Consider the following 20,013-nt stretch of genomic DNA (forward strand, 5'->3'; position numbering starts at 1 on the left):
ATGATTTCGTATTCAGGTACGGAATACACGGATTTCACGGTTTTTAGAAATATGATTGCATATAGCAACAGCGTAATCCGTGCCTGAATATTATTTTTTCTCTATCATTTTCTCGTATTCAATAGCAGCCAAAATAAACGAACCTACCGATTTCGGATCGTTTTCGATAATCGGCTCACTGATATAATATTCGAATGAGCCGTCACGGTATCTTTTAGAATCTCCACCCAATCCGGCAACTGCGCAGCAGTTGGTGATTGTATAGCTGCCGTCTTCTTCAAGGCGGGTGAATGTATTAACCATACCCTCGAAGGCTTTTTGTGTGGGTTCAATATATTCTTTGCCGATATATCCTTTATTGATAGCTTTGGCAAGTGTATAGATAAATAGTGCCGTTGCCGAAGATTCAAGATAATTTCCTTCGCGTGCTCCCTGATCGGTCACTTGATACCAGGTGCCCGATTGAGGATCTTGATATTTCACCAGTGTCTTGGCCAGTCCCTGAAGAATCTGCATCACACTGTCGCGTCCGGCAGTTTCTTGTGGAAGATAATCGAGTACATCGACAATGGCGGCTCCGTACCATCCGATACTGCGGCTCCAGAAGTTAGGGGAGCAGCCCGTTTCGGGATTTGCCCATGTTTGGTCACGGCTTTCGTCCCAACCGTGATAATACAGTCCGGTTGCAGGATCATAAGTCTTTCGGTTTATGAGAAGAATCTGCTTTACAGCTTCATTAAATAAGCCCGGTTCATCAAAAGTGGTGCCATATTGAACCAAGTACGGAGAAGCCATAAAGATTCCGTCCAGCCACATTTGGTGCGGGTATCTCAGTTTATGCCAGAATCCGCCTTCGCTTGTACGGGGTTGTTCCGCCATTTGCTTGCGTAAGGTATCCATGGCAATCTTGTAACGTTCGTCTCCTGTCTGTGCGTAAAGGTCAAAAAGAATCTTGCCACCGTTGACATTATCAATGTTGAATGAAAGATATTTCATGGTTTTGATACGTCCGTCGGCATCAATCAGGCTGTCTGCATAGATTTTTGCATAATCATAGTAGGTGCTGTCGCCCGTATGTTTACATTCTTCGAGCATGGACTTAACCACAAGACCGTGGGTATATCCCCAACGTGGTTTCTTGGCTTTCTCAATCATCCAGGGTTCGGGAAAACGTTTCATTTCGGAGCGTGCCATACGTTCACTCCATTTTTCTGTTTCTGCTTTCTGAGGTGCCGTGCATGCGATAAAACAAGCAGCTCCGCAAGCGACAATCAGTTTTGATAAGTTTCTGTTCATATCGGTTGAGTTATTATTTTCCGGTCAATATATATTCCTGTCCTGCTTTGGTGGGCAGGTCATAGATATAAGTGTCTGTAACCACCACCTTATTCAGGTTGGCTTTTTCGTTGATTAATGGTTCGGGAATAGTAGGAACAGCATAGAGAGGATTCGGATTTTCCCCTTTGGCACGTTTCAGTCCTCTGCCTGTCAACGGGTTGAGCGAGCGCAGACGACAGTTGCCACCTTTATGGGATTTTATAACCAAACGGCTAACTTTCCCGTTGCTCCAACTCAAGTCGAGTTCAAAACCGCCACGGGTAATAATTCCTTTGATAGAACCCTCTTTCCAAAGAGAAGGAAGCGCAGGGAGCAGATAGATAAAACCGTCGTAACTTTGCATCAGCATTTCGGCGATACCTGCGGTGCAACCGAAGTTTCCGTCAATTTGGAAAGGCGGGTGCGCATCGAACAGGTTAGGGTAGGTGCCGCCTTTTTTCTTCTCGTTGCGTACAAGGGTCAACTGGTCTGTTATCAGTTTGTAGGCATGGTCGCCGTCAAGCAGACGTGCCCAAAGGCAGACTTTCCATCCCATGCTCCAACCGGTCGAAGGATCTCCGCGATGAATGAGCGAAGTGCGTGCGGCATCGAATAATTCGGGAGTGCGGTAAGGGGAAATCTGGTTGCTGGGGAATAGCCCGTAAAGATGGGATACATGACGGTGTATGTCATTCGGATCGTCCCAATCGAACATCCATTCTTGTAACTGTCCCCAATGTCCCACCTGCATGGGAGCCATTTCCTTGAGACGTTGTGACAGGTGAGTGGCGAATTCTTTATCAGTATCCAATATGTCGGACGCCGAAATAATAGCCGTCCAAAGGTCGAAAATCAATTGATTGTCCATTGTGCATCCGGCGGCTGTGGTTGCTTTGCCGTTACTGCCTGAGTGTACATTCTCCGGTGAATTGCTTGGACAGACTACCAGCCAACCGTGTACAGGTTCTTTGACCATGATTTCATCAAAGAAACGTCCCGATTCTTTTAGTATGGGATAAACGGAACGCAGGAAATCTACATCTCCCGTGTAGAGATAACGTTCCCATAAATGACGGCAGAGCCATGCTCCGCCACTCGGCCACATACCTGAGGGAGCTTTGTCAATAGCTCCTGTGACACGCCATATGTCTGTGTTGTGATGCAATACCCAACCGTCAGCTCCATACATGATTTTAGCAGTTTCCTTTCCTGTTTCGCTTACTTCCTTTATCAGTCGGAAAAGAGGTTCGTTCAGTTCGCTCAGGTTCGTAACTTCCGAAGGCCAGTAATTCATTTCCAGATTGATATTGCAGGTATATTTGCTGTCCCATGAAGGGAATAGTTTATCATTCCATATACCTTGCAGGTTGGCAGGCTGTCCGCCCGGTTGCGAGGAACAAATCAGCAGATAACGCCCGAACTGAAAGTATGTGGCAACCAAATGGGCATCATTCGTTTCTTTGAAATTCTCTACCCGTTTGTCGGTTGTTACATTTTTATATTGGTCTTCGCCTAAATTCAAAGACACTCTGGTCAGATATCGGCGATAGAAATCTGTATGACTTTTCCTGGCTTCCGCATAAGAATGCATCATAGCTTTAGACAGGTATTCTTTAGCCCTTTCAGTCTGATTGCCTGTAATATCCAGATAATTGTTGAAGTTGGTAGCGATAGATACATATACGATGGCTTCATCAGCCCCTTCAACGGAAAGGATGCCGTCAGTACAAGCTAGTTTCCCGCCCTTGTTTTGTGCGCTCAACCGTCCCTGAAATTCCACTTTTCCTTTCAGTCCCTCATGCCAGGAAGACACACCTGAAAGCGTGACACAGTTTCCTTCTTCGGAAGAAATCATAACGTCTTGATGGGGAGAAGTCAATTGGGCGTTGAAGGTAATCTGCCCCGGACGGTTGGCTGTCAGTCTGACCATTATCACCTGGTCGGTAAATGAGGTGATTGTCTCACGCTGATACTGCACTCCGTCCACTTCATAACGGACGATGGCACGTGCCGAATCCAGACTTAATTCCCGGTAGTAATTGGAATAACGGGTATGTCCGGGAAAAGCGATTCGCAGGTCACCGAAACTTTGGTAAGGCATTCCCGAATTTGTTTTCGCCATCACTTTCTCTGTAGCAAGGGTCTGTGCTTCCAGATACTTTCCGGCAAAAACAAGTTCGCGTACTTTCGGAATAAATTCCAGTGCATTCGGGTTTGCGTTGTTGTTGGGGCGTCCTGCCCAAATGGTTTCTTCGTTTAGCTGTATTTGTTCTGTACCCGGTGTACCATATACCATAGCTCCCAGGCGACCGTTCCCCAAGGGTAAAGCCTCAGTCCATACCTGTGCAGGACGGTCGTACCATAATTTGTATTCCTGCATGGCTGCTCTCTTTTCCTGTGCATGAATACAACTTACAGACACCATTACAAACAGATATCCGATTAATCTCTTTTTATTCATTTCTGTCCAATTGCTTTTATACTTTTATAAAAGGACGATTGGAGACGATTTTTGTACCCATATTCTGTGAAACATCTTGCCTCGGAAATGCAAGTATTATTCTACAGAACAATGAAGAGAGATGTATAGTGGATATACTTCCGGTATTTTCTATTCTATTCTTATATTTTCAACAGGCTGTTGTTTGACAATATCCATCGGTACGGCTTGATAACGTACAGTAGAAAAATTAATCGAATGTAAATCGATACTGCGTATAGCGCTATTATACATCGTACGGAAATAAATGATTCGATTGGCTATGTCTGTCGCTGAAGTCCATTGGGTAGCGCTTGGAATATTTGCCGGAATTTCTCCTGCCGGAAACTCTATCCCTTCCGGTATATCGAAATTGTTCAGTATTTGGAAACATTGAAGAACGGTCTTTAAGGCAGTATCCTGTTGGGGAGCCGTTGCCTGATAAAAAGCGGCACGTACAAAACGGGAGGGTGGAGTTATATCACCTGGAATACCTAGAAAGCCGCTTCCAGAGCCGAAAGCACTTAATTCTATATTACCCAAACGTTTGGCCGGAGCTGATCCGGGGTATAGGTTGACATAATTATTGAGATTCGTCAGATGCCATTCAAAACCGGGAGAATTTGTCAGTACTCCCAATTTATTCTCATAAAAATGGGGGATGCCCTGAACTATCTCCAAAACCAGCTGGCGACCGGAAGTGTCGGTAAAACGCCAATGAACAGTAGATGCTTGTGGGATAAAATTAATCACGTGTACTTCTTGAACTGCTTTTTTCACTTCATCCACAGTTTTACATTTTCCCAGAATCCAGGATACGAGTTGTAAATCAGAAATACTTTTTGCTTTCTCTGCCGGATTGTATTTTTCATATTCACCATAATGAGGAAAATAAAACAATCCTGCTGACAGTCCGGCTTCGTTCAGACCTTCGGCTATGAATTCTTTTTGTTCGACAGCCAGTCCTACATAGCCGTATCGTGCGGCATACAACATTCCGTCAATGCCATCCGGAGTGAATGATTGTTCGGTATGCCCTCTTGGAACAATGATATATTGGCTGTTCATGTCACTTCCACCCCATTCAATCGTCCTTGCAACGATAGTAGTATCATTTTTGCTTTTTAAAGTAATGCCTGTGCAGGCTTCTGCAAGAGAAGGAGACAAGAATACAAACAGACAGCCAATGACTACTTGATTAACAGATAAATTCTTCTTCATAATAATTGTTTTTCATTGAAAAACAAATCTGAAGGGAAATTAGTTTATGTGATTTCTATTGATTTAAGTACATTCAAATAAACTTCCAGAAGACAGATTTAAGAAAGCAATTATTAAGTTAGTAAAATTAAATACGTTTTTAAAGCCATTAAAATGCATGAAACCCGCAAACAAAGAAGTCTATGGAATGTTATAGAGCTGAATCATTTAAATCATAAAAATATATGAGTCTTAAAGAATACCAGGAAAAAAGACAATTTGGCAGGACTTCGGAACCGTCACCGGAGATGTTGGAAACTCCCAACCGCATACCTGTTTTTGTTGTACAAAAGCATGAGGCAAGTCGTCTTCATTTTGATTTTCGTTTGGAAATAGACGGAGTATTGAAAAGCTGGGCGGTGCCCAAGGGACCTTCTATGAATCCTAAGGACAAGAGGTTGGCTATCCAAGTGGAGGATCATCCTTTAAGTTATGCCCACTTTGAAGGAGTGATACCGGAGGGTAACTATGGTGCGGGTGAAGTAGAGATATGGGATAGTGGGACATACGCATATGTCGGCAATAGTCATGACATATCTTCCGCTATCGAACATGGTCTACTTGAGTTTAAGTTACATGGGCATAAGCTCAAAGGATTATTTACACTTGTACGTACCAATATGGATGAGAAGGGGAAGGACTGGTTGTTAATAAAAAAAGAAGATATATTTGCTGTCGCTCATGTTTATGATGCTAAAGATATTCCTTCCTATGATGAAGTCTTTCTATAATTGTTGCCATTATTAATTGTCATATCGGTTTTTCTAAAGTGGTATATCAGCAGTCCTATGATTGAATGGATGGAGACTGTAGCCTATACCGAACCGGTAAAATTGCGATTAAGTCCTGTATTTCTGAGGTAACAGCGTAATTTGTTACCATTTGATAAAAAACACCCATTTATTATGTCGGAAACCACCTGTACGGCGGCTGTTAAAATGTTTACACTTGCATCGACTTTTGGCATGCATAAAAAGAATTAGGCGTGTTATGTTGAAAGTGTAAAATATTAATTAATTTAATCCGATACTAGTATGAATAATTGTTACCTGAATTTGTTATCAGATTTTCAGGCTTCACTCTTTTTGAGTGCCGGAGCCAATTTGGCAGATAGTAAGCAAACTGCTGATGTAATTTTACCCAATATGTCTCTATTAGGGTATGTGGTTCCTGTGGAGAGTCTTGGACTTGGGCTGTTTGTTTGTCTATTGGTGTATTTCTTGTTGGACTATAATTCAAGGTTACAGTCACATGAAAAATATAAGCTTACAGTAAATATGATTCATGCGGTACATACGCCATTACTATTATTACAGAACCAGTTGGAAGATATTAGGACCGATAATCTTCCGGAATCCCTTTCTCCAAAGATAGAAGAGGCACTGGGGTATACTAAATGTATAATAGACTGTAATCACAATGTTGCCACACTTGATAAAGTGAATGGAAAAATCAAGCCCAAAACATCCACAATTAGTTTTGAACTTTTTACCTATATCACTTCCATTGTGAATCAGTGCCGTCCGTATGCGAAATCCCGTCAGATACGTTTGGTAGTCAATGAATGTCCGGATTGTGTAAGTTGTAGGATTAATGAGAATATTATGACAGCGGCATTGCAACATCTTTTGAACAAAATGATTCAGACTTCTGCACCGGGGTGTTGCATATCCATAAAGATAACACATGCGATAAATTCGTGGGAGCTATATGTAAGTAATTGTGGGATTGCGGAGAAAGGCAGGAATAAGATGATAATTCCTCTTATTCCTGTTATGTTCCCTATATATGGTTATAGTGATTTACGGACTGTGAGAAAAATCATTCATTTGCACGGCGGAAAAATAACAGGTTACGGATATGGTAAGGCAGTCAGTTTTCGGATTGTTATTCCGACAGACTGTTGCTGCCGGAATCAGTCATGTCCCGTTATAAAACATAAAGTAGCCGAAACAAAAAGTGCTTCCGACAGTTCAGTTCAGATTCCGGAGGATGATAATCAATATTCTAAAATCAAGGATATGCCTTGTATCCTGTTAGTTATGGGAGATAAGTTATTTAGCGATTATTTGAAAAAGGACTTGTCGAGATATTTTCGGATTACAGTTCTTGATAACCCGGATCTGTTAATAAAAAACATTATCTACCTGAATCCTGATGCGGTTATTATTGATGATAATGTAAATGGAGTAAGTGGAGATGCTCTTTGTTTCCGAATCAAAGCGGACAAGATAGTGGGGAATATGCCGATTGTACTTTTGATAAGGTCATTCGATAATGAAAGCTATATGTCCCATTTGGGAAGTGGAGCGGATCGGTTGGAGTTGCGAACTGAAAGTATCTGCAAATTCAGGGCAAATATACGTATGCTGATAGAAAACCATTTAGTCTTGCGGGAGCGAATAAAACAATTTTTGTCAGATGCAATTTCTCCTTTAATGTCTCCAAAGGAAAAGTCAACGAAAGAAGATCAGGAATTCATGGAAAAGGTGAATTCAATCCTCGAAGAAAATTTGTCAGAAAGATATTTGATAAAGCAACTTTGTACTGATATCGGCAAAAGTCGCACGGCATTTTATAGCAAGATGAGAGAACTAACCGGAAAATCACCGGAGAATTATATCTATTCATTTAAAATGGATAAGGCGCGCAAGTTCTTGGCTTCCCAGCAGTATAGCAATACTGAAATAGCCACTATGCTGGGGTATTGTGACGCCAAATATTTTGGAAAAAAGTTTAAGGAATTCTATAATATCTGTCCTTCCGATTATATAAAGACCATTGTAGGCTAGAGATAGGATCAATATCGGCAAAAGGCATTGGTATAAGATGTGCCTTTTGCCAATATGATTGCTTCTTCGTGCGGCAGTTAAACATTTCGATATACCACTTGTTTTGCGTGTAAACTTTGTAATTTTACAGTAACAAAAAAAATAAAGGTATGATAACATCAATAAAACTCATGTTGAATAAGGCTAGAAGATTGAACAATGGCAGTTACCCTTTGGTATTTCAGGTGATACATAAAAGAAGAAAGAAGTTGCTATATACGGGCTATCGTATAAAAGAAGAAGCTTTTGACGAGCAGGAAGAAAGGATTGTTGCGAATGGTACGGATTCAGCTTTTTCTGTTACAGATATAACGAAGATGAATCGTGAACTGAGGAAGATAAGAAGTACAATTAACGCAAGAATCCGGCAGCTCGAACGAACCACTGATTATTTTACGGTGGAAGATGTTTTGGTACCGTGTGTTCATAAAAATGTCAGACAGCAGTTTTATTTGTTGCGATACATTGATACACAGATAGAACGGAAAAAAACTCTAAAGAAAGAAGGGATGGCTGCTGCATACAAAAGTACACGTTCATCATTGGCCAAGTTTCTGAACAATTCGGATATTCGGATTCCGGTAATTGATTTACGCTTTGTACGGCGCTATGAGGATTTTTTGTATAGTACCGGAGTTACCGGTAATACGGTAAGTTATTACTTACGGAATTTTAGAATTCTGTACAATCAAGCTATGCTGGATGGCTGCCATTCTCTGGGTGAATATCCTTTTGTCAAGGCGCAAACCCGCCCGGCCAAGACAGTGAAACGTGCCCTGACCCGGGGAAATCTTCAATCTCTTGCAAACCTTATGTTAGAAGATACTCCGGAACTGGAATTTGCCCGTGATTTATATTTATTCAGTTTCTATGCTCAGGGAATGGCTTTTGTCGATATTGTACTTTTGAAAAAATCCAGTATCTGCAACGGCATACTGACCTATTCCCGCCACAAGTCGAAACAACTGATCCGTATTGCCGTAACCCCTCAAATGCAGGAGATAATGGATAAATATAAAGCTGGGGGAGAATATATATTTCCTATTCTCAACAAACAAGACTCATCTGAATACAAGTTATATCGCCTGGCATTAGGACGTATCAACCGTCATCTCAGAAGAATAGCTGCCATGATAGATATCAAAGTACCTTTAACTACTTATACCGCGCGCCATACCTGGGCTACCCTTGCCCGTGACTACGGTGCGCCGGTTTCTGTAATCAGTGCCGGTTTGGGACATACTTCGGAAGAGATGACACGCGTTTATTTGAAAGAATTCGATGTGTCCTTGCTCGATAAGGTAAATAGTATGGTGACTAAATTGTTCTAGTTACGTTTTGGCATGATAGGTGCTCCTCAATATACAGAAGGCAGATTTTGTTTGTGCATCTTCTTTCCGGTGGGAGAGAGGGTGCACTTTTTATTTTAATGCATCATTGAATGATTTTTATCTATATTTCATATAAAATACATATAAATATAGTATCTTTGTGAAAATATTAAAGATGTTCGGGCTTATATTATTCATTATATATGTTCCAATATCGGTGACCAGTTAAACTGGGGTGGTTACTCTGTTGTGATAATCGGAATGTAGACACCTCAAATTATGCAAATAACACAAAAGTGTACGTCTTTGGATGAATGTTTTTATGTATTTCGAAGCATGGGATTTGAAGTTTATGCTATTAGTCATGTTTGCGGACAGATATTGTTCTCTTAGACATGAATACAATTTGCCATCTTCGCGATTATATGGACATTTGCAAAGTGGAACTTACAAACAGTATTAGGGATAATGATTTTATATAACAGTCGTTTGGCGAAGTGTTTTCTCAGTAAGAAGAAACATTCTTTTATGATATTTGGTTTCTGTTTTACTCGCTATAAATATTTGGAAATCTGGGAAGAAATGGAAAACCGGATTCATTTAAGACAATATACAGAGTGTTTTTTTCTCATGTTATTGCCGGCTTTGGGATTGTCCTTGTGGCTTTCGTGGTGGTTTATGTTAATACCTTTGTGTACATATCATTTTCTTTATTGGTGGGAAAGGATGATCAGGCATCATTCTATCTTTGACTGGGAAGCGAAGAAGCATTGTGGAGATACGCTTTATCTGAGGAAAAGAAAATCCTATAGCTGGACGAAAGCATACTGCAAGAAAAAACTGCCTGCATCGAGATGGGCGGATTAAAGATATGGTCTTAACCGACCGGCTGCCTGTGAAGGTCGCTCTATTGTTTGTTTTGTTTGTGTTTTGTGCACCTTTTTCTTTTATAGAAAAAAGGTGCACTCTTTTTTATGGATATATGACAGATAAAACATACATTTGACGAAAAAAAGAGAATGGGTGAAAAAGCATCAATGTGGAATCTTTGGCATGGCTGTCACAAACTGAGTGAGGGGTGCCGTCATTGCTATGTGTACCGTACGGATGGTAAATATGGGAAGGATAGTTCGGTCGTGACAAAGACGGAAAAGTTTGATCTGCCTTTGCAACAGAAAAAGAATGGGACGTATAAGATTCCGTCAGGTAATTTGGTCTATACTTGTTTTACTTCTGATTTTCTGATAGAGGATGCCGACGAATGGCGCACTGAAGCATGGGAGATGATGCGGATACGACAAGATCTCCGTTTCCTTTTTATTACCAAGCGAATTGACAGATTACAGCAATGTCTGCCCGCCGATTGGGGAGAGGGGTATGATAATGTGACGATTTGCTGCACAATGGAGAATCAGGATAGAGTGGATTATCGTCTGCCTATTTATAAGGCAATTCCTATTAAACATAAAATCATTATCTGTGAGCCGCTTCTTAGTCGGATTGACTTTAGGGGAGAACTGGGAGATTGGGTGGAACAAGTCGTTGCCGGAGGAGAATCGGGAAAAGAAGCCCGTGTGTGTGATTATGACTGGGTGTTGGATATTCGACGACAGTGTGTGGAAGCGAATGTCGGCTTTTGGTTCAAGCAGACAGGCAGTTATTTGCTGAAAGACGGACACGAATATAAAGTTGCCCGCCAGTTTCAACATTCGCAGGCACGAAAGGCGGAACTGAATTATACTCCTGAAAAATAGCGGATCATTCTTTTCGGATACAGTTTAAGAAAAGCGGGGATTGTCGGGCAGGACAGTCTTCGCTTTTGTTTTGTTGAGTACAAAACGTGGATAATCACGTCTTTTTATAAAGATGTTGTGTAAATTTTAAATTATCCATATTAATGAAACAGATAAAGCTGTTATTTCTTTTAGCTTCCGCCACCGTTACGGGAGCATTTGCGCAAAGTAACGGACTGACGGATATGAGTCAGAGCCGTTTTGCAAAAATGGCGAATACCGGAGTCAATGCAGTACAGTGGACAAACGGATTTTGGGGAGATCGTTTTAATGTGTTCAGTCATACTTCTTTGCAGAGTATGTGGAACACCTGGAATACACCGGAAGTTTCTCATGGCTTCCGTAATTTTGAAATTGCTGCCGGTGTGTGCAAAGGGGAGCATTGGGGGCCACCGTTTCATGACGGAGATATGTATAAGTGGATGGAAGGAGTAGCTTCTGTCTATGCCGTCAATAAAGATCCTGAGCTGGATAAATTAATGGATAACTTTATTGCTTGCGTCATAAAAGCCCAACGTGCAGATGGTTACATACATACCCCTGTTATCATTGAAGAACTGAATAAAGGGGTTGATTCTCATGCATTGGACGATCAGCACAAGCAGACTGTGATTGGTACGAAAGTAGGTGCGAAAGACGAGAAGGGGGCTTTTGCCAATCGCTTGAACTTTGAAACTTATAATTTGGGACACCTGATGATGGCGGGTATCGTCCATCGTCGTGCCACCGGAAAAACAACTCTCTTCGATGCCGCTGTAAAGGCAACGGATTTCCTTTGTCACTTTTACGAAACGGCTTCTGCCGAACTGGCTCGTAATGCCATTTGCCCTTCTCATTATATGGGCGTAGTCGAAATGTATCGCGCTACCGGAAATCCCCGTTATCTTGAACTTTCAAAGAACCTGATTGATATTCGCGGTATGGTGGAGAATGGTACGGATGATAATCAGGATCGTATTCCTTTCCGTGAGCAGTATCGCGCAATGGGGCATGCCGTACGTGCCAATTATCTGTATGCAGGTGTAGCGGATGTATATGCGGAGACAGGCGAACAGCAGTTAATGAAAAACCTGACCAGCATCTGGAATGATATTGTCACCCGCAAAATGTATGTGACCGGAGCCTGCGGAGCGCTTTATGATGGTACCTCGCCTGATGGTACTTGTTATGAACCGGACAGTATTCAGAAAGTACACCAGAGTTATGGGCGTCCTTATCAGTTACCGAATAGTACAGCGCATAATGAAACATGTGCCAATATCGGCAATATGCTGTTCAACTGGCGTATGCTGGAAGTGACGGGAGATGCGAAGTATGCGGAACTCGTAGAGACTTGCCTTTATAATAGTGTATTGAGTGGTATCAGCTTGGATGGTAAGAAGTATTTCTATACGAATCCGTTGCGTATCAGTGCCGATCTGCCTTATACACTTCGTTGGCCGAAAGAACGGACGGAATATATCAGTTGTTTCTGCTGTCCGCCCAATACATTGCGTACACTTTGTCAGGCGCAGAATTATGCTTATACATTGGGAACTGAAGGAATCTATTGCAATCTGTACGGTGCAAATACATTGACTACAACTTGGAAAGATAAAGGAGAAATTGCCTTGACACAGGAAACGGATTATCCATGGGATGGGACTGTACGTGTGACATTGGATAAAGTTCCGCGGAAGGCAGGCGCTTTCTCTCTTTTTCTGCGTATTCCCGAATGGTGTGAGAAAGCCACACTTACAGTAAACGGACAGGAGATGCAGATACATGCAAAAGCGAATACATACGCGGAAGTAAATCGTACATGGAAGAAGGGAGACGTGGTGGAGTTGACAATGGATATGCCTGTACGTTTGCTCGAAGCCCATCCGTTGGCAGAGGAAATTCGTAATCAGGTAGTAGTGAAGCGTGGCCCGTTGGTTTACTGTTTGGAAAGTATGGATATAACTGATGGAGAAAAGATTGATAATGTCCTCATTCCTGCGGATATTAAACTGACGCCCAAGAAAATCAGTATCGAAGGCAGTCCGATTGTCGCACTTGAAGGGACGGCACGTTTGGCGTCTGCTCCTTCTTGGGAAGGCGTGCTTTATCGTCCGGTCGTTCAAGTGGAAAAGACAGTGGATATTCGTTTGATTCCCTATTATGCCTGGGGAAACAGGGGAAAAGGAGAAATGACTGTTTGGATGCCATTGGCTAGATAATCCTCTTATACAGAAAAGAAAGAAGAACTATGAAAAAGTTATTTTTAGCGACTATATGTCTGTTGTGCACTTATCTGTTGTCAGCGGGTGAGATATGGATTTCTGCACAGGGTAATGATTTGAACGACGGTACCCGTCAATCTCCGAAAGCGACTCTGACTTCTGCTTTACGACAAGCACGCGAGTGGCGCAGGACAGGAAATGAACGTGTCCGGGGAGGAATCACTATCTATATGGAAGAAGGAACGTATGCTCTATATGAGCCGGTGTTTATCCGGCCGGAAGATAGTGGGACGAAAGAGTCTCCGACAGTAATTCGTGCCGCAGCCGATAAAAAGGTTATTTTGAGCGGTGGTATCCGTATCAATGACTGGAAAAAACAAGGAAAAGTGTGGGTGGCAGATGTTCCGGCATTTAATGGACGACCGTTGGATTTCCGTCAGTTATGGGTGAATGGAGAAAAGGCCGTTCGTGCACGGAATGTGGAAGATTTCGAGAAGATGAATCGCATTTGCAGTGTGGATGAGAAGAACGAAATTCTTTATGTTCCTGCGGTTGCGATGCGCAAGCTCGTAGACAGCAAAGGGAATTTGAAGGCCAGATATGCTGAAATGGTACTTCATCAAATGTGGTGTGTTGCCAATCTCCGTATTCGTTCTTTTGAAATGCAGGGAGATAGTGCGGCGATACGTTTTCATCAGCCGGAAAGCCGTATTCAGTTCGAGCATCCCTGGCCACGACCGATGGTGACAACGGACGGGCATAACTCCGCTTTCTATCTGACAAATGCCCGTGAACTGTTGGATGTGCCGGGAGAATGGTACCATGATATAGAAGCCCGTAAGGTTTATTATTATCCACGGGAAGGGGAGAAGATGCAGGATGCAGATACAGAAGTGATAGTACCTGCCATTGAAACATTGGTGCAGATAGAAGGGACACTGGATCGTCCCGTCTCCAATATCCGTTTTGAGAAGATTACTTTTTCTTATACTACCTGGATGCGTCCGTCAGAGAAAGGACACGTGCCCCTTCAGGCAGGAATGTACTTGACGGATGGATACCGCATCGACCCTAAGATGCAACGGGATTATTTGAATCATCAACTGGATAATCAAGGATGGCTGGGACGTCCTGCGGCTGCTGTCAGTGTAATAGCTGCGAGTCGGATTGATTTTGAGCGTTGCCGTTTTGAACATTTAGGTTCTACGGGACTGGATTATGAAGAAGCGGTTCAGGGCGGCGTTGTTCGTGGTTGTCTTTTCCGTGATATTGCGGGGAATGGTTTGTTAGTCGGCAGTTTTTCTCCGGCTGCCCATGAAACACATTTGCCTTATGAACCTGCTGACAGTCGGGAAGTATGCGCATATCAGCAAATCAATAATTGCTATTTTACAGAAGTTGGTAATGAAGACTGGGGATGTCTTGCTATTGCGGCAGGATATGTGAGAGATATACGCATAGAGCATAACGAGATTTGTGAAGTTCCTTATAGTGGTATCAGCCTTGGTTGGGGATGGACGCAGACAGTAAATTGTATGCGCAATAACCGTGTACATGCTAATCTGATTCATCATTATGCGAAGCATATGTACGATGTGGCAGGTGTTTATACCCTCGGCTCGCAGCCGAAAAGTTATGTAACGGAGAATTGTGTGCACAGTATTTACAAACCAAGTTATGTACACGACCCGAATCATTGGTTTTATCTATATACGGATGAAGGCTCTTCTTTTATTACTGTACGTGATAACTGGACGGAAGGAGAGAAGTATTTGCAAAATGCCAACGGCCCCGGTAATGTATGGGAGAATAATGGTTCGAAAGTGGATGCTGCTATTCGTGAACGTGCAGGGTTGGAGAGTGAATATAAGGATTTGTTGAATCTTAGATAGGAATTGATAGAAAGCAGTAGAAAGAACAATGGAAAAGAAATATAAGATATTACTGGCTGCCTTATCTTTGGCAAGCAGCACATTTGCACAAACCTGGATATGGTATCCGGGAGATTATGAAATTTGGTTAGGCAACCAAATGAACAACAGACGTACGGAACGTGGTGCATTTTTCCCCCCTTTTTGGAAAACAGATAGTCACTATGTAGTCGTAGAGTTCAGCAAACAACTGAATCTCGCCGAACCGGAAGAAATATTCATTGCTGCCGAGGGAAAATACAGTGTTAAGCTAGATGGAAAACTCCAATTCGGCATGCCGGAAACGATGACTCTTCCTGCCGGTAAGCACAACTTGAATATAAAGGTTTGGAATCAGTCTACACCACCTGCAATCTATGTAAAAGGAAAAACAGTCAACTCTGATTCTTCCTGGCGGGTGACCTATGAGGATAAAGAATGGATTGACGAAAGCGGTAAAGCCAGTGACACATCCGCCACTATTTACATGGATGCCGGATGTTGGAACTTTGACGGAGCCACCCAACGTCCTTCACAGTTTAAATTAACGCGTGAACCGCATCAACCTGTCTCCAAGGCAGAGCAACCCGAAGGTGGTATTCTGTATGACTTCGGAAAAGAAACCTTCGGATATATCACCCTGAAGAATCTTTCGGGAAAAGGCACTATTGAAATCTATTATGGTGAAAGTCCGGAAGAGGCCAAAGACAAAGCCTATTGCGAAACCTTGGATAAGTTTCTATTGGAAAAGGGGCGGATGACCGACCTTGCCATACGCAGTACATCCCCCTTGAATGATTCTGATAATGGATATACATTAGAGAATAGCAAGGCTTTCCGTTATGTCTATATCACCCATGAACCGGGAGTGACAATCGGTGATGTCTCCATGCAATATGAATATCTTCCCGAAGAATATCGTGGCAGCTTCCGTTGTAATGATGAAGAACTGAACCGGATTTGGGAAGTGGGAGCCTATACGATGCATCTCACTACCCGTGAGTTTTTCATTGACGGTATCAAGCGCGACCGTTGGGTCTGGAGCGGTGATGCCATCCAAAGTTATCTGATGAATTACTATCTTTTCTTCGATAACGAATCAGTGAAACGCACTATTTGGCTGCTTCGTGGTAAAGACCCCGTGACGAGTCATAGTAATACAATCATGGATTATACATTCTATTGGTTCCTTAGCGTATACGATTATTATATGTATAGCGGTGACCGTCATTTTGTAACCCAACTCTATCCGCGTATGCAGACGATGATGGACTACGTACTGGGACGTACCAATAAGAATGGCATGGTGGAAGGTATGACCGGTGACTGGGTATTTGTAGATTGGGCGGACGGCTATTTGGATAAGAAGGGCGAACTTTCCTTTGAACAAGTTCTTTTCTGCAGAAGTCTTGAAACAATGGCTTTGTGTGCAGATCTGGTCGGGGATGCAGATAGTAAACAGAAATACGAAAAACTGGCTGATGCTTTGAAAGCAAAGTTGGAACCAACTTTTTGGAATGACCAAAAACAAGCCTTTGTACATAATTGTGTGAATGGTCAGCAAAGTGATGCAGTGACCCGCTATGCAAATATGTTTTCCGTATTCTTTCAATACTTGGATGCTAAGAAGCAACAAGCTATTAAAAAATCAGTTCTCTTGAACGATAGTATATTGAAAATAACAACCCCTTATATGCGCTTTTACGAACTGGAAGCCCTCTGCGCACTTGGTGAACAAGAGGCGGTAATGAAAGAAATGAAAGCCTATTGGGGCGGAATGTTGAAAGAAGGTGCAACCTCTTTTTGGGAGAAATACAACCCCGAAGAAACCGGAACGCAGCATCTTGCCATGTATGGCCGTCCTTACGGAAAAAGTCTCTGTCATGCTTGGGGAGCTAGTCCTATCTATCTGTTAGGCAAATATTACTTGGGAGTAAAACCTGTAAAAGAAGGATATAAGGAATTCTCCATTGCTCCTGTATTGGGAGGATTGAAATGGATGGAAGGCACCGTGCCCACTCCGAATGGAGACATCCATATCTATATGGACAAGAAAACAATCAAAGTAAAGGCAACGGAAGGCAAAGGTTACCTTACCATTAAGAGCAGCCGCCAACCGAAAGCCAACATAGGAACAGCAGAAAAAGTATCTGAAAACACATGGCGTCTTTGGATTGATTCGCCGGAAGAAAGAATTATTACCTATCGTTTGTAATCTATTTGTTAATTAGTTAGTGGATGAAGTCCTTGATTGATAATCCCTCATTAGAAAAGGGGAATTGTTAATCGGGGACTTTTTTCGTAAATACCTCTAAGTTTTCTAGGGAATTTGCTACATTTGCTCTTCATAAAGAGAGAAGCAAGTAATATACTTTTAGTTCTTTTGGAAACAAGTAAACAAAATCCGGAGAATGAATAACAAGATTGACCAATATACTGATACAGATGATGAAAAACTCTTTGCCTTGATAGAACAAGGTGATGAAAGAGCTTTCACCCAAGTTTATGAAAGATATCATAAACTATTGTATGTATTAGCTTACCGTTATTTAATGAGTTCTGATATGGCAGAAGATGTAGTGCAGCACGTCTTCACTCGTATGTGGGAATTCCGCTCGGAATTACATGTGGGAATCAGCCTGAAAAACTACCTCTTTACAATGACGAAAAATCATGTCCTGAACCTGATTCGCAATGAAAACAGCGCTATTGCAAAGAACTATGAGATGGCACAAATCGCTTCACCTTACGAAGATAATCTGATAGAAAATTTGGAGAAGAAAGAGTTGATGTCCAGTTTTTATAAAGCTGTGGATATGCTTCCTGCTCAGAAAAGGGACATCTGCCTGATGAAAGTTCAGGAAGAACTGACGAATCAGGAGATAGCGGAACGGATGAATTTATCTGTAAACACTATTAAGACGCATTATTCGGAAGCACTGAAACTTCTCCGTATCCATTTAAGTAAGATGTTAATAATTGTTGCATTTGCCACACTAATGACCTTTTTGAGTGTCCATTTAATAAAGTGATAAAGATGAACAGACCTACTGATAAACAAATAGAAGAAGTACTGGCAGGAATTGCCAGTCCGGAAAATGCAAAATATGTGGCAGAGTGGTTTGCTACGGAAGAGGGTAGCGACTACCTGGAAGCTGCTATGACACGGGATTCCGAGCTTATAAAAAATGAGTTTGCAGACTTATATGTAGACCATGATATCCCTTCAAAGAAAATACAAGAGCAGATACGGAAGAACATTCGTATGAAGAAGTTGAAACGTATCTGTTTCCGGGTTGCAGCTGTATTGATTCCTGTTGTCTTGATTGTCGGACTTTATATACAACTTAATTCAAAAGTAGACCTGTTCGGCACTTCCGAATACGAAGAAGTAGTTGTAGATAAAGGCGAACGCATACAAATCATGTTTCAGGACGGAACAAAAGTATATATCAATTCTGATTCGAAATTAAGATATCCCAAGAAGTTTGCTTTAAACACCCGGGAAGTTTTTCTTGAAGGAGAAGCCTATTTCGTAGTGGCCAAGAATAAGAACCGTCCTTTTATTGTCAACCTGAACGGGCCGGCAATTCACGTATTGGGAACTTCTTTCAATGTACAGGATTATCCGGAAAACAAGGATATTGTAGTATGTTTGGATGAAGGAAATATAAATATGACTCTGCCTACGGAAAAGAAATACCCGGTGCAACCCGGCGAAAGATTGGTATATAACAAAGAGAACAAGCAGTGCACCATATCCAAAATGAACGATATGCAACGCTTGTCAATGTGGAAACAGAATGTGATAGTATTTAAAGATACTCCGCTACCGGAAGTCATCAAGGTATTGAACCGCTGGTATGATGTGGACTTTAAAGTAGAAGACGGGCAGGCTTTGAAGTATGTCTATACATTGACATCGGACAATACATTATTAGAGAAAGTATTGATGGATTTAGAGAAAATCGCTTCGGTGAAGTTTGAGTACAATGAAGATAAGAAAGAAGTGATAGTAAAAATGAAATAATATAATCATTAGAAATAAATAAGGCATATGAATAAAGAAGTTGATTTATCCATATCTTGTTATGGAAAAGTAAAAGACAGGAAATATGATATTGTGGTATTGCCGTGGGGAGCTACCGAACCTCATAATCTGCATTTGCCATATATGACGGATTGTATTCTTTCTCATGATGTAGCGGTTGATGCCGCATTGATAGCTAAACAGGAATATGGCGTGAACTGCATGGTCATGCCGCCCGTCGGCATGGGGTCACAAAATCCGGGACAACGGGAATTACCCTTCTGTATCCATACGCGTTATGAAACGCAGAAAGCCATATTGACGGATATTGTTTCTTCCCTTTATGCCCAAGGCATCCGGAAATTGGTAATAATCAACGGGCATGGCGGCAATACTTTTAAAAGTATGATTCGTGATTTGTCGGTAGACTATCCTGACTTCCTGATAGCATCAAGTGAATGGTACACCGTATTAAAGGTAAAGGACTATTTTGAAAATCCGGGCGACCATGCGGATGAAGTCGAGACGTCAGTGATGATGCATTATCATCCCGAACTGGTCAATCTTGAAGAAGCAGGGAATGGAGAATACAAAACCTTTGCCATACAGTCTTTGAATGAAAAGGTGGCGTGGATTCCCAGAAACTGGGGAAAAGTATCCAAAGATACCGGTGTCGGCGACCCGCGTGGAGCTTCTGCGGAAAAAGGTAAAAAGTTTGCAGAAGCAGTTGCGGAAAAATATGCAAAGCTCTTTGACGAATTGGTGAATCAGGAACTTTACTAGATTGCAAAAAAATATAGTGACGCTATCCTTGCGTGATAGTGACGGTATCCGGTAAGTATAGCGTCACTATGTGGA

At 42.0% G+C, this 20,013-nt stretch carries 14 protein-coding genes; 11 read left to right on the top strand and 3 right to left on the bottom strand.

Features of this window, described 5'->3' with window-relative positions; all coding sequences use genetic code 11:
* Positions 1–90 precede the first annotated feature (90 nt).
* The 3 genes from BQ7997_RS07610 to BQ7997_RS07620 form a co-directional block, all read right to left on the bottom strand.
* Positions 91–1,296, bottom strand: coding sequence for a glycoside hydrolase family 88/105 protein (locus tag BQ7997_RS07610; protein WP_073345156.1), 1,206 nt, complete (start codon positions 1,294–1,296; stop codon positions 91–93).
* A gap of 13 nt (positions 1,297–1,309) precedes the next feature.
* The gene (locus BQ7997_RS07615; RefSeq protein ID WP_073345158.1) at positions 1,310–3,778 is read right to left on the bottom strand and encodes a glycoside hydrolase family 95 protein; all 2,469 of its coding nucleotides are present in this window, start codon (positions 3,776–3,778) and stop codon (positions 1,310–1,312) included.
* Between the two features lie 150 nt (positions 3,779–3,928).
* Positions 3,929–5,017: a linear amide C-N hydrolase gene (locus BQ7997_RS07620; RefSeq protein WP_073345161.1), complete on the bottom strand. Its 1,089-nt coding sequence runs from the start codon at positions 5,015–5,017 to the stop codon at positions 3,929–3,931.
* A gap of 224 nt (positions 5,018–5,241) precedes the next feature.
* On the opposite strand from BQ7997_RS07620, the gene BQ7997_RS07625 reads away from it, so the two are divergent.
* From BQ7997_RS07625 to BQ7997_RS07675, 11 genes are all read left to right on the top strand, one after another.
* Positions 5,242–5,787, top strand: a complete 546-nt coding sequence (locus BQ7997_RS07625) for a DNA polymerase ligase N-terminal domain-containing protein (protein WP_022140058.1) — start codon at positions 5,242–5,244, stop codon at positions 5,785–5,787.
* Between the two features lie 303 nt (positions 5,788–6,090).
* On the top strand, positions 6,091–7,848 hold the full coding sequence (locus tag BQ7997_RS07630) for a helix-turn-helix domain-containing protein (RefSeq protein ID WP_073345163.1): 1,758 nt from the start codon (positions 6,091–6,093) through the stop codon (positions 7,846–7,848).
* 149 nt (positions 7,849–7,997) lie between these two features.
* Complete coding sequence (locus BQ7997_RS07635) at positions 7,998–9,218, top strand: site-specific integrase (RefSeq protein ID WP_073345165.1); 1,221 nt, start codon at positions 7,998–8,000, stop codon at positions 9,216–9,218.
* A 468-nt stretch (positions 9,219–9,686) separates the two neighbouring features.
* On the top strand, positions 9,687–10,085 hold the full coding sequence (locus BQ7997_RS07640; protein WP_022140070.1) for a hypothetical protein: 399 nt from the start codon (positions 9,687–9,689) through the stop codon (positions 10,083–10,085).
* Between the two features lie 152 nt (positions 10,086–10,237).
* The gene (locus BQ7997_RS07645; protein ID WP_022140071.1) at positions 10,238–10,972 is read left to right on the top strand and encodes a DUF5131 family protein; all 735 of its coding nucleotides are present in this window, start codon (positions 10,238–10,240) and stop codon (positions 10,970–10,972) included.
* 143 nt (positions 10,973–11,115) lie between these two features.
* Positions 11,116–13,212, top strand: coding sequence for an aceric acid hydrolase (locus BQ7997_RS07650; RefSeq protein WP_073345167.1), 2,097 nt, complete (start codon positions 11,116–11,118; stop codon positions 13,210–13,212).
* 29 nt (positions 13,213–13,241) lie between these two features.
* Positions 13,242–15,107: a right-handed parallel beta-helix repeat-containing protein gene (locus BQ7997_RS07655; protein WP_073345170.1), complete on the top strand. Its 1,866-nt coding sequence runs from the start codon at positions 13,242–13,244 to the stop codon at positions 15,105–15,107.
* A gap of 28 nt (positions 15,108–15,135) precedes the next feature.
* Positions 15,136–17,340, top strand: coding sequence for an alpha-L-rhamnosidase-related protein (locus BQ7997_RS07660; RefSeq protein ID WP_073345172.1), 2,205 nt, complete (start codon positions 15,136–15,138; stop codon positions 17,338–17,340).
* Between the two features lie 196 nt (positions 17,341–17,536).
* On the top strand, positions 17,537–18,157 hold the full coding sequence (locus tag BQ7997_RS07665; RefSeq protein ID WP_073345175.1) for an RNA polymerase sigma factor: 621 nt from the start codon (positions 17,537–17,539) through the stop codon (positions 18,155–18,157).
* Between the two features lie 5 nt (positions 18,158–18,162).
* Positions 18,163–19,155 (top strand): FecR family protein, encoded by a 993-nt coding sequence (locus BQ7997_RS07670; protein WP_073345177.1) that lies wholly within the window; start codon positions 18,163–18,165, stop codon positions 19,153–19,155.
* A gap of 27 nt (positions 19,156–19,182) precedes the next feature.
* Positions 19,183–19,938 carry a creatininase family protein gene (locus BQ7997_RS07675; protein ID WP_073345180.1) on the top strand — a complete coding sequence of 252 codons (756 nt, stop codon included), beginning with the start codon at positions 19,183–19,185 and terminating at the stop codon, positions 19,936–19,938.
* Positions 19,939–20,013: the final 75 nt, after the last annotated feature.

Origin of the sequence: Bacteroides congonensis (assembly GCF_900130125.1) — a bacterium.
GTDB lineage: Bacteria > Bacteroidota > Bacteroidia > Bacteroidales > Bacteroidaceae > Bacteroides > Bacteroides congonensis.

Bases quoted from the DNA above. Each gene is read 5' to 3' on its own strand.
- BQ7997_RS07610 (WP_073345156.1), bottom strand. From the start codon at position 1,296: ATGAACAGAAACTTATCAAAACTGATTGTCGCTTGCGGAGCTGCTTGT.
- BQ7997_RS07615 (WP_073345158.1), bottom strand. From the start codon at position 3,778: ATGAATAAAAAGAGATTAATCGGATATCTGTTTGTAATGGTGTCTGTA.
- BQ7997_RS07620 (WP_073345161.1), bottom strand. From the start codon at position 5,017: ATGAAGAAGAATTTATCTGTTAATCAAGTAGTCATTGGCTGTCTGTTT.
- BQ7997_RS07625 (WP_022140058.1), top strand. From the start codon at position 5,242: ATGAGTCTTAAAGAATACCAGGAAAAAAGACAATTTGGCAGGACTTCG.
- BQ7997_RS07630 (WP_073345163.1), top strand. From the start codon at position 6,091: ATGAATAATTGTTACCTGAATTTGTTATCAGATTTTCAGGCTTCACTC.
- BQ7997_RS07635 (WP_073345165.1), top strand. From the start codon at position 7,998: ATGATAACATCAATAAAACTCATGTTGAATAAGGCTAGAAGATTGAAC.
- BQ7997_RS07640 (WP_022140070.1), top strand. From the start codon at position 9,687: ATGATTTTATATAACAGTCGTTTGGCGAAGTGTTTTCTCAGTAAGAAG.
- BQ7997_RS07645 (WP_022140071.1), top strand. From the start codon at position 10,238: ATGGGTGAAAAAGCATCAATGTGGAATCTTTGGCATGGCTGTCACAAA.
- BQ7997_RS07650 (WP_073345167.1), top strand. From the start codon at position 11,116: ATGAAACAGATAAAGCTGTTATTTCTTTTAGCTTCCGCCACCGTTACG.
- BQ7997_RS07655 (WP_073345170.1), top strand. From the start codon at position 13,242: ATGAAAAAGTTATTTTTAGCGACTATATGTCTGTTGTGCACTTATCTG.
- BQ7997_RS07660 (WP_073345172.1), top strand. From the start codon at position 15,136: ATGGAAAAGAAATATAAGATATTACTGGCTGCCTTATCTTTGGCAAGC.
- BQ7997_RS07665 (WP_073345175.1), top strand. From the start codon at position 17,537: ATGAATAACAAGATTGACCAATATACTGATACAGATGATGAAAAACTC.
- BQ7997_RS07670 (WP_073345177.1), top strand. From the start codon at position 18,163: ATGAACAGACCTACTGATAAACAAATAGAAGAAGTACTGGCAGGAATT.
- BQ7997_RS07675 (WP_073345180.1), top strand. From the start codon at position 19,183: ATGAATAAAGAAGTTGATTTATCCATATCTTGTTATGGAAAAGTAAAA.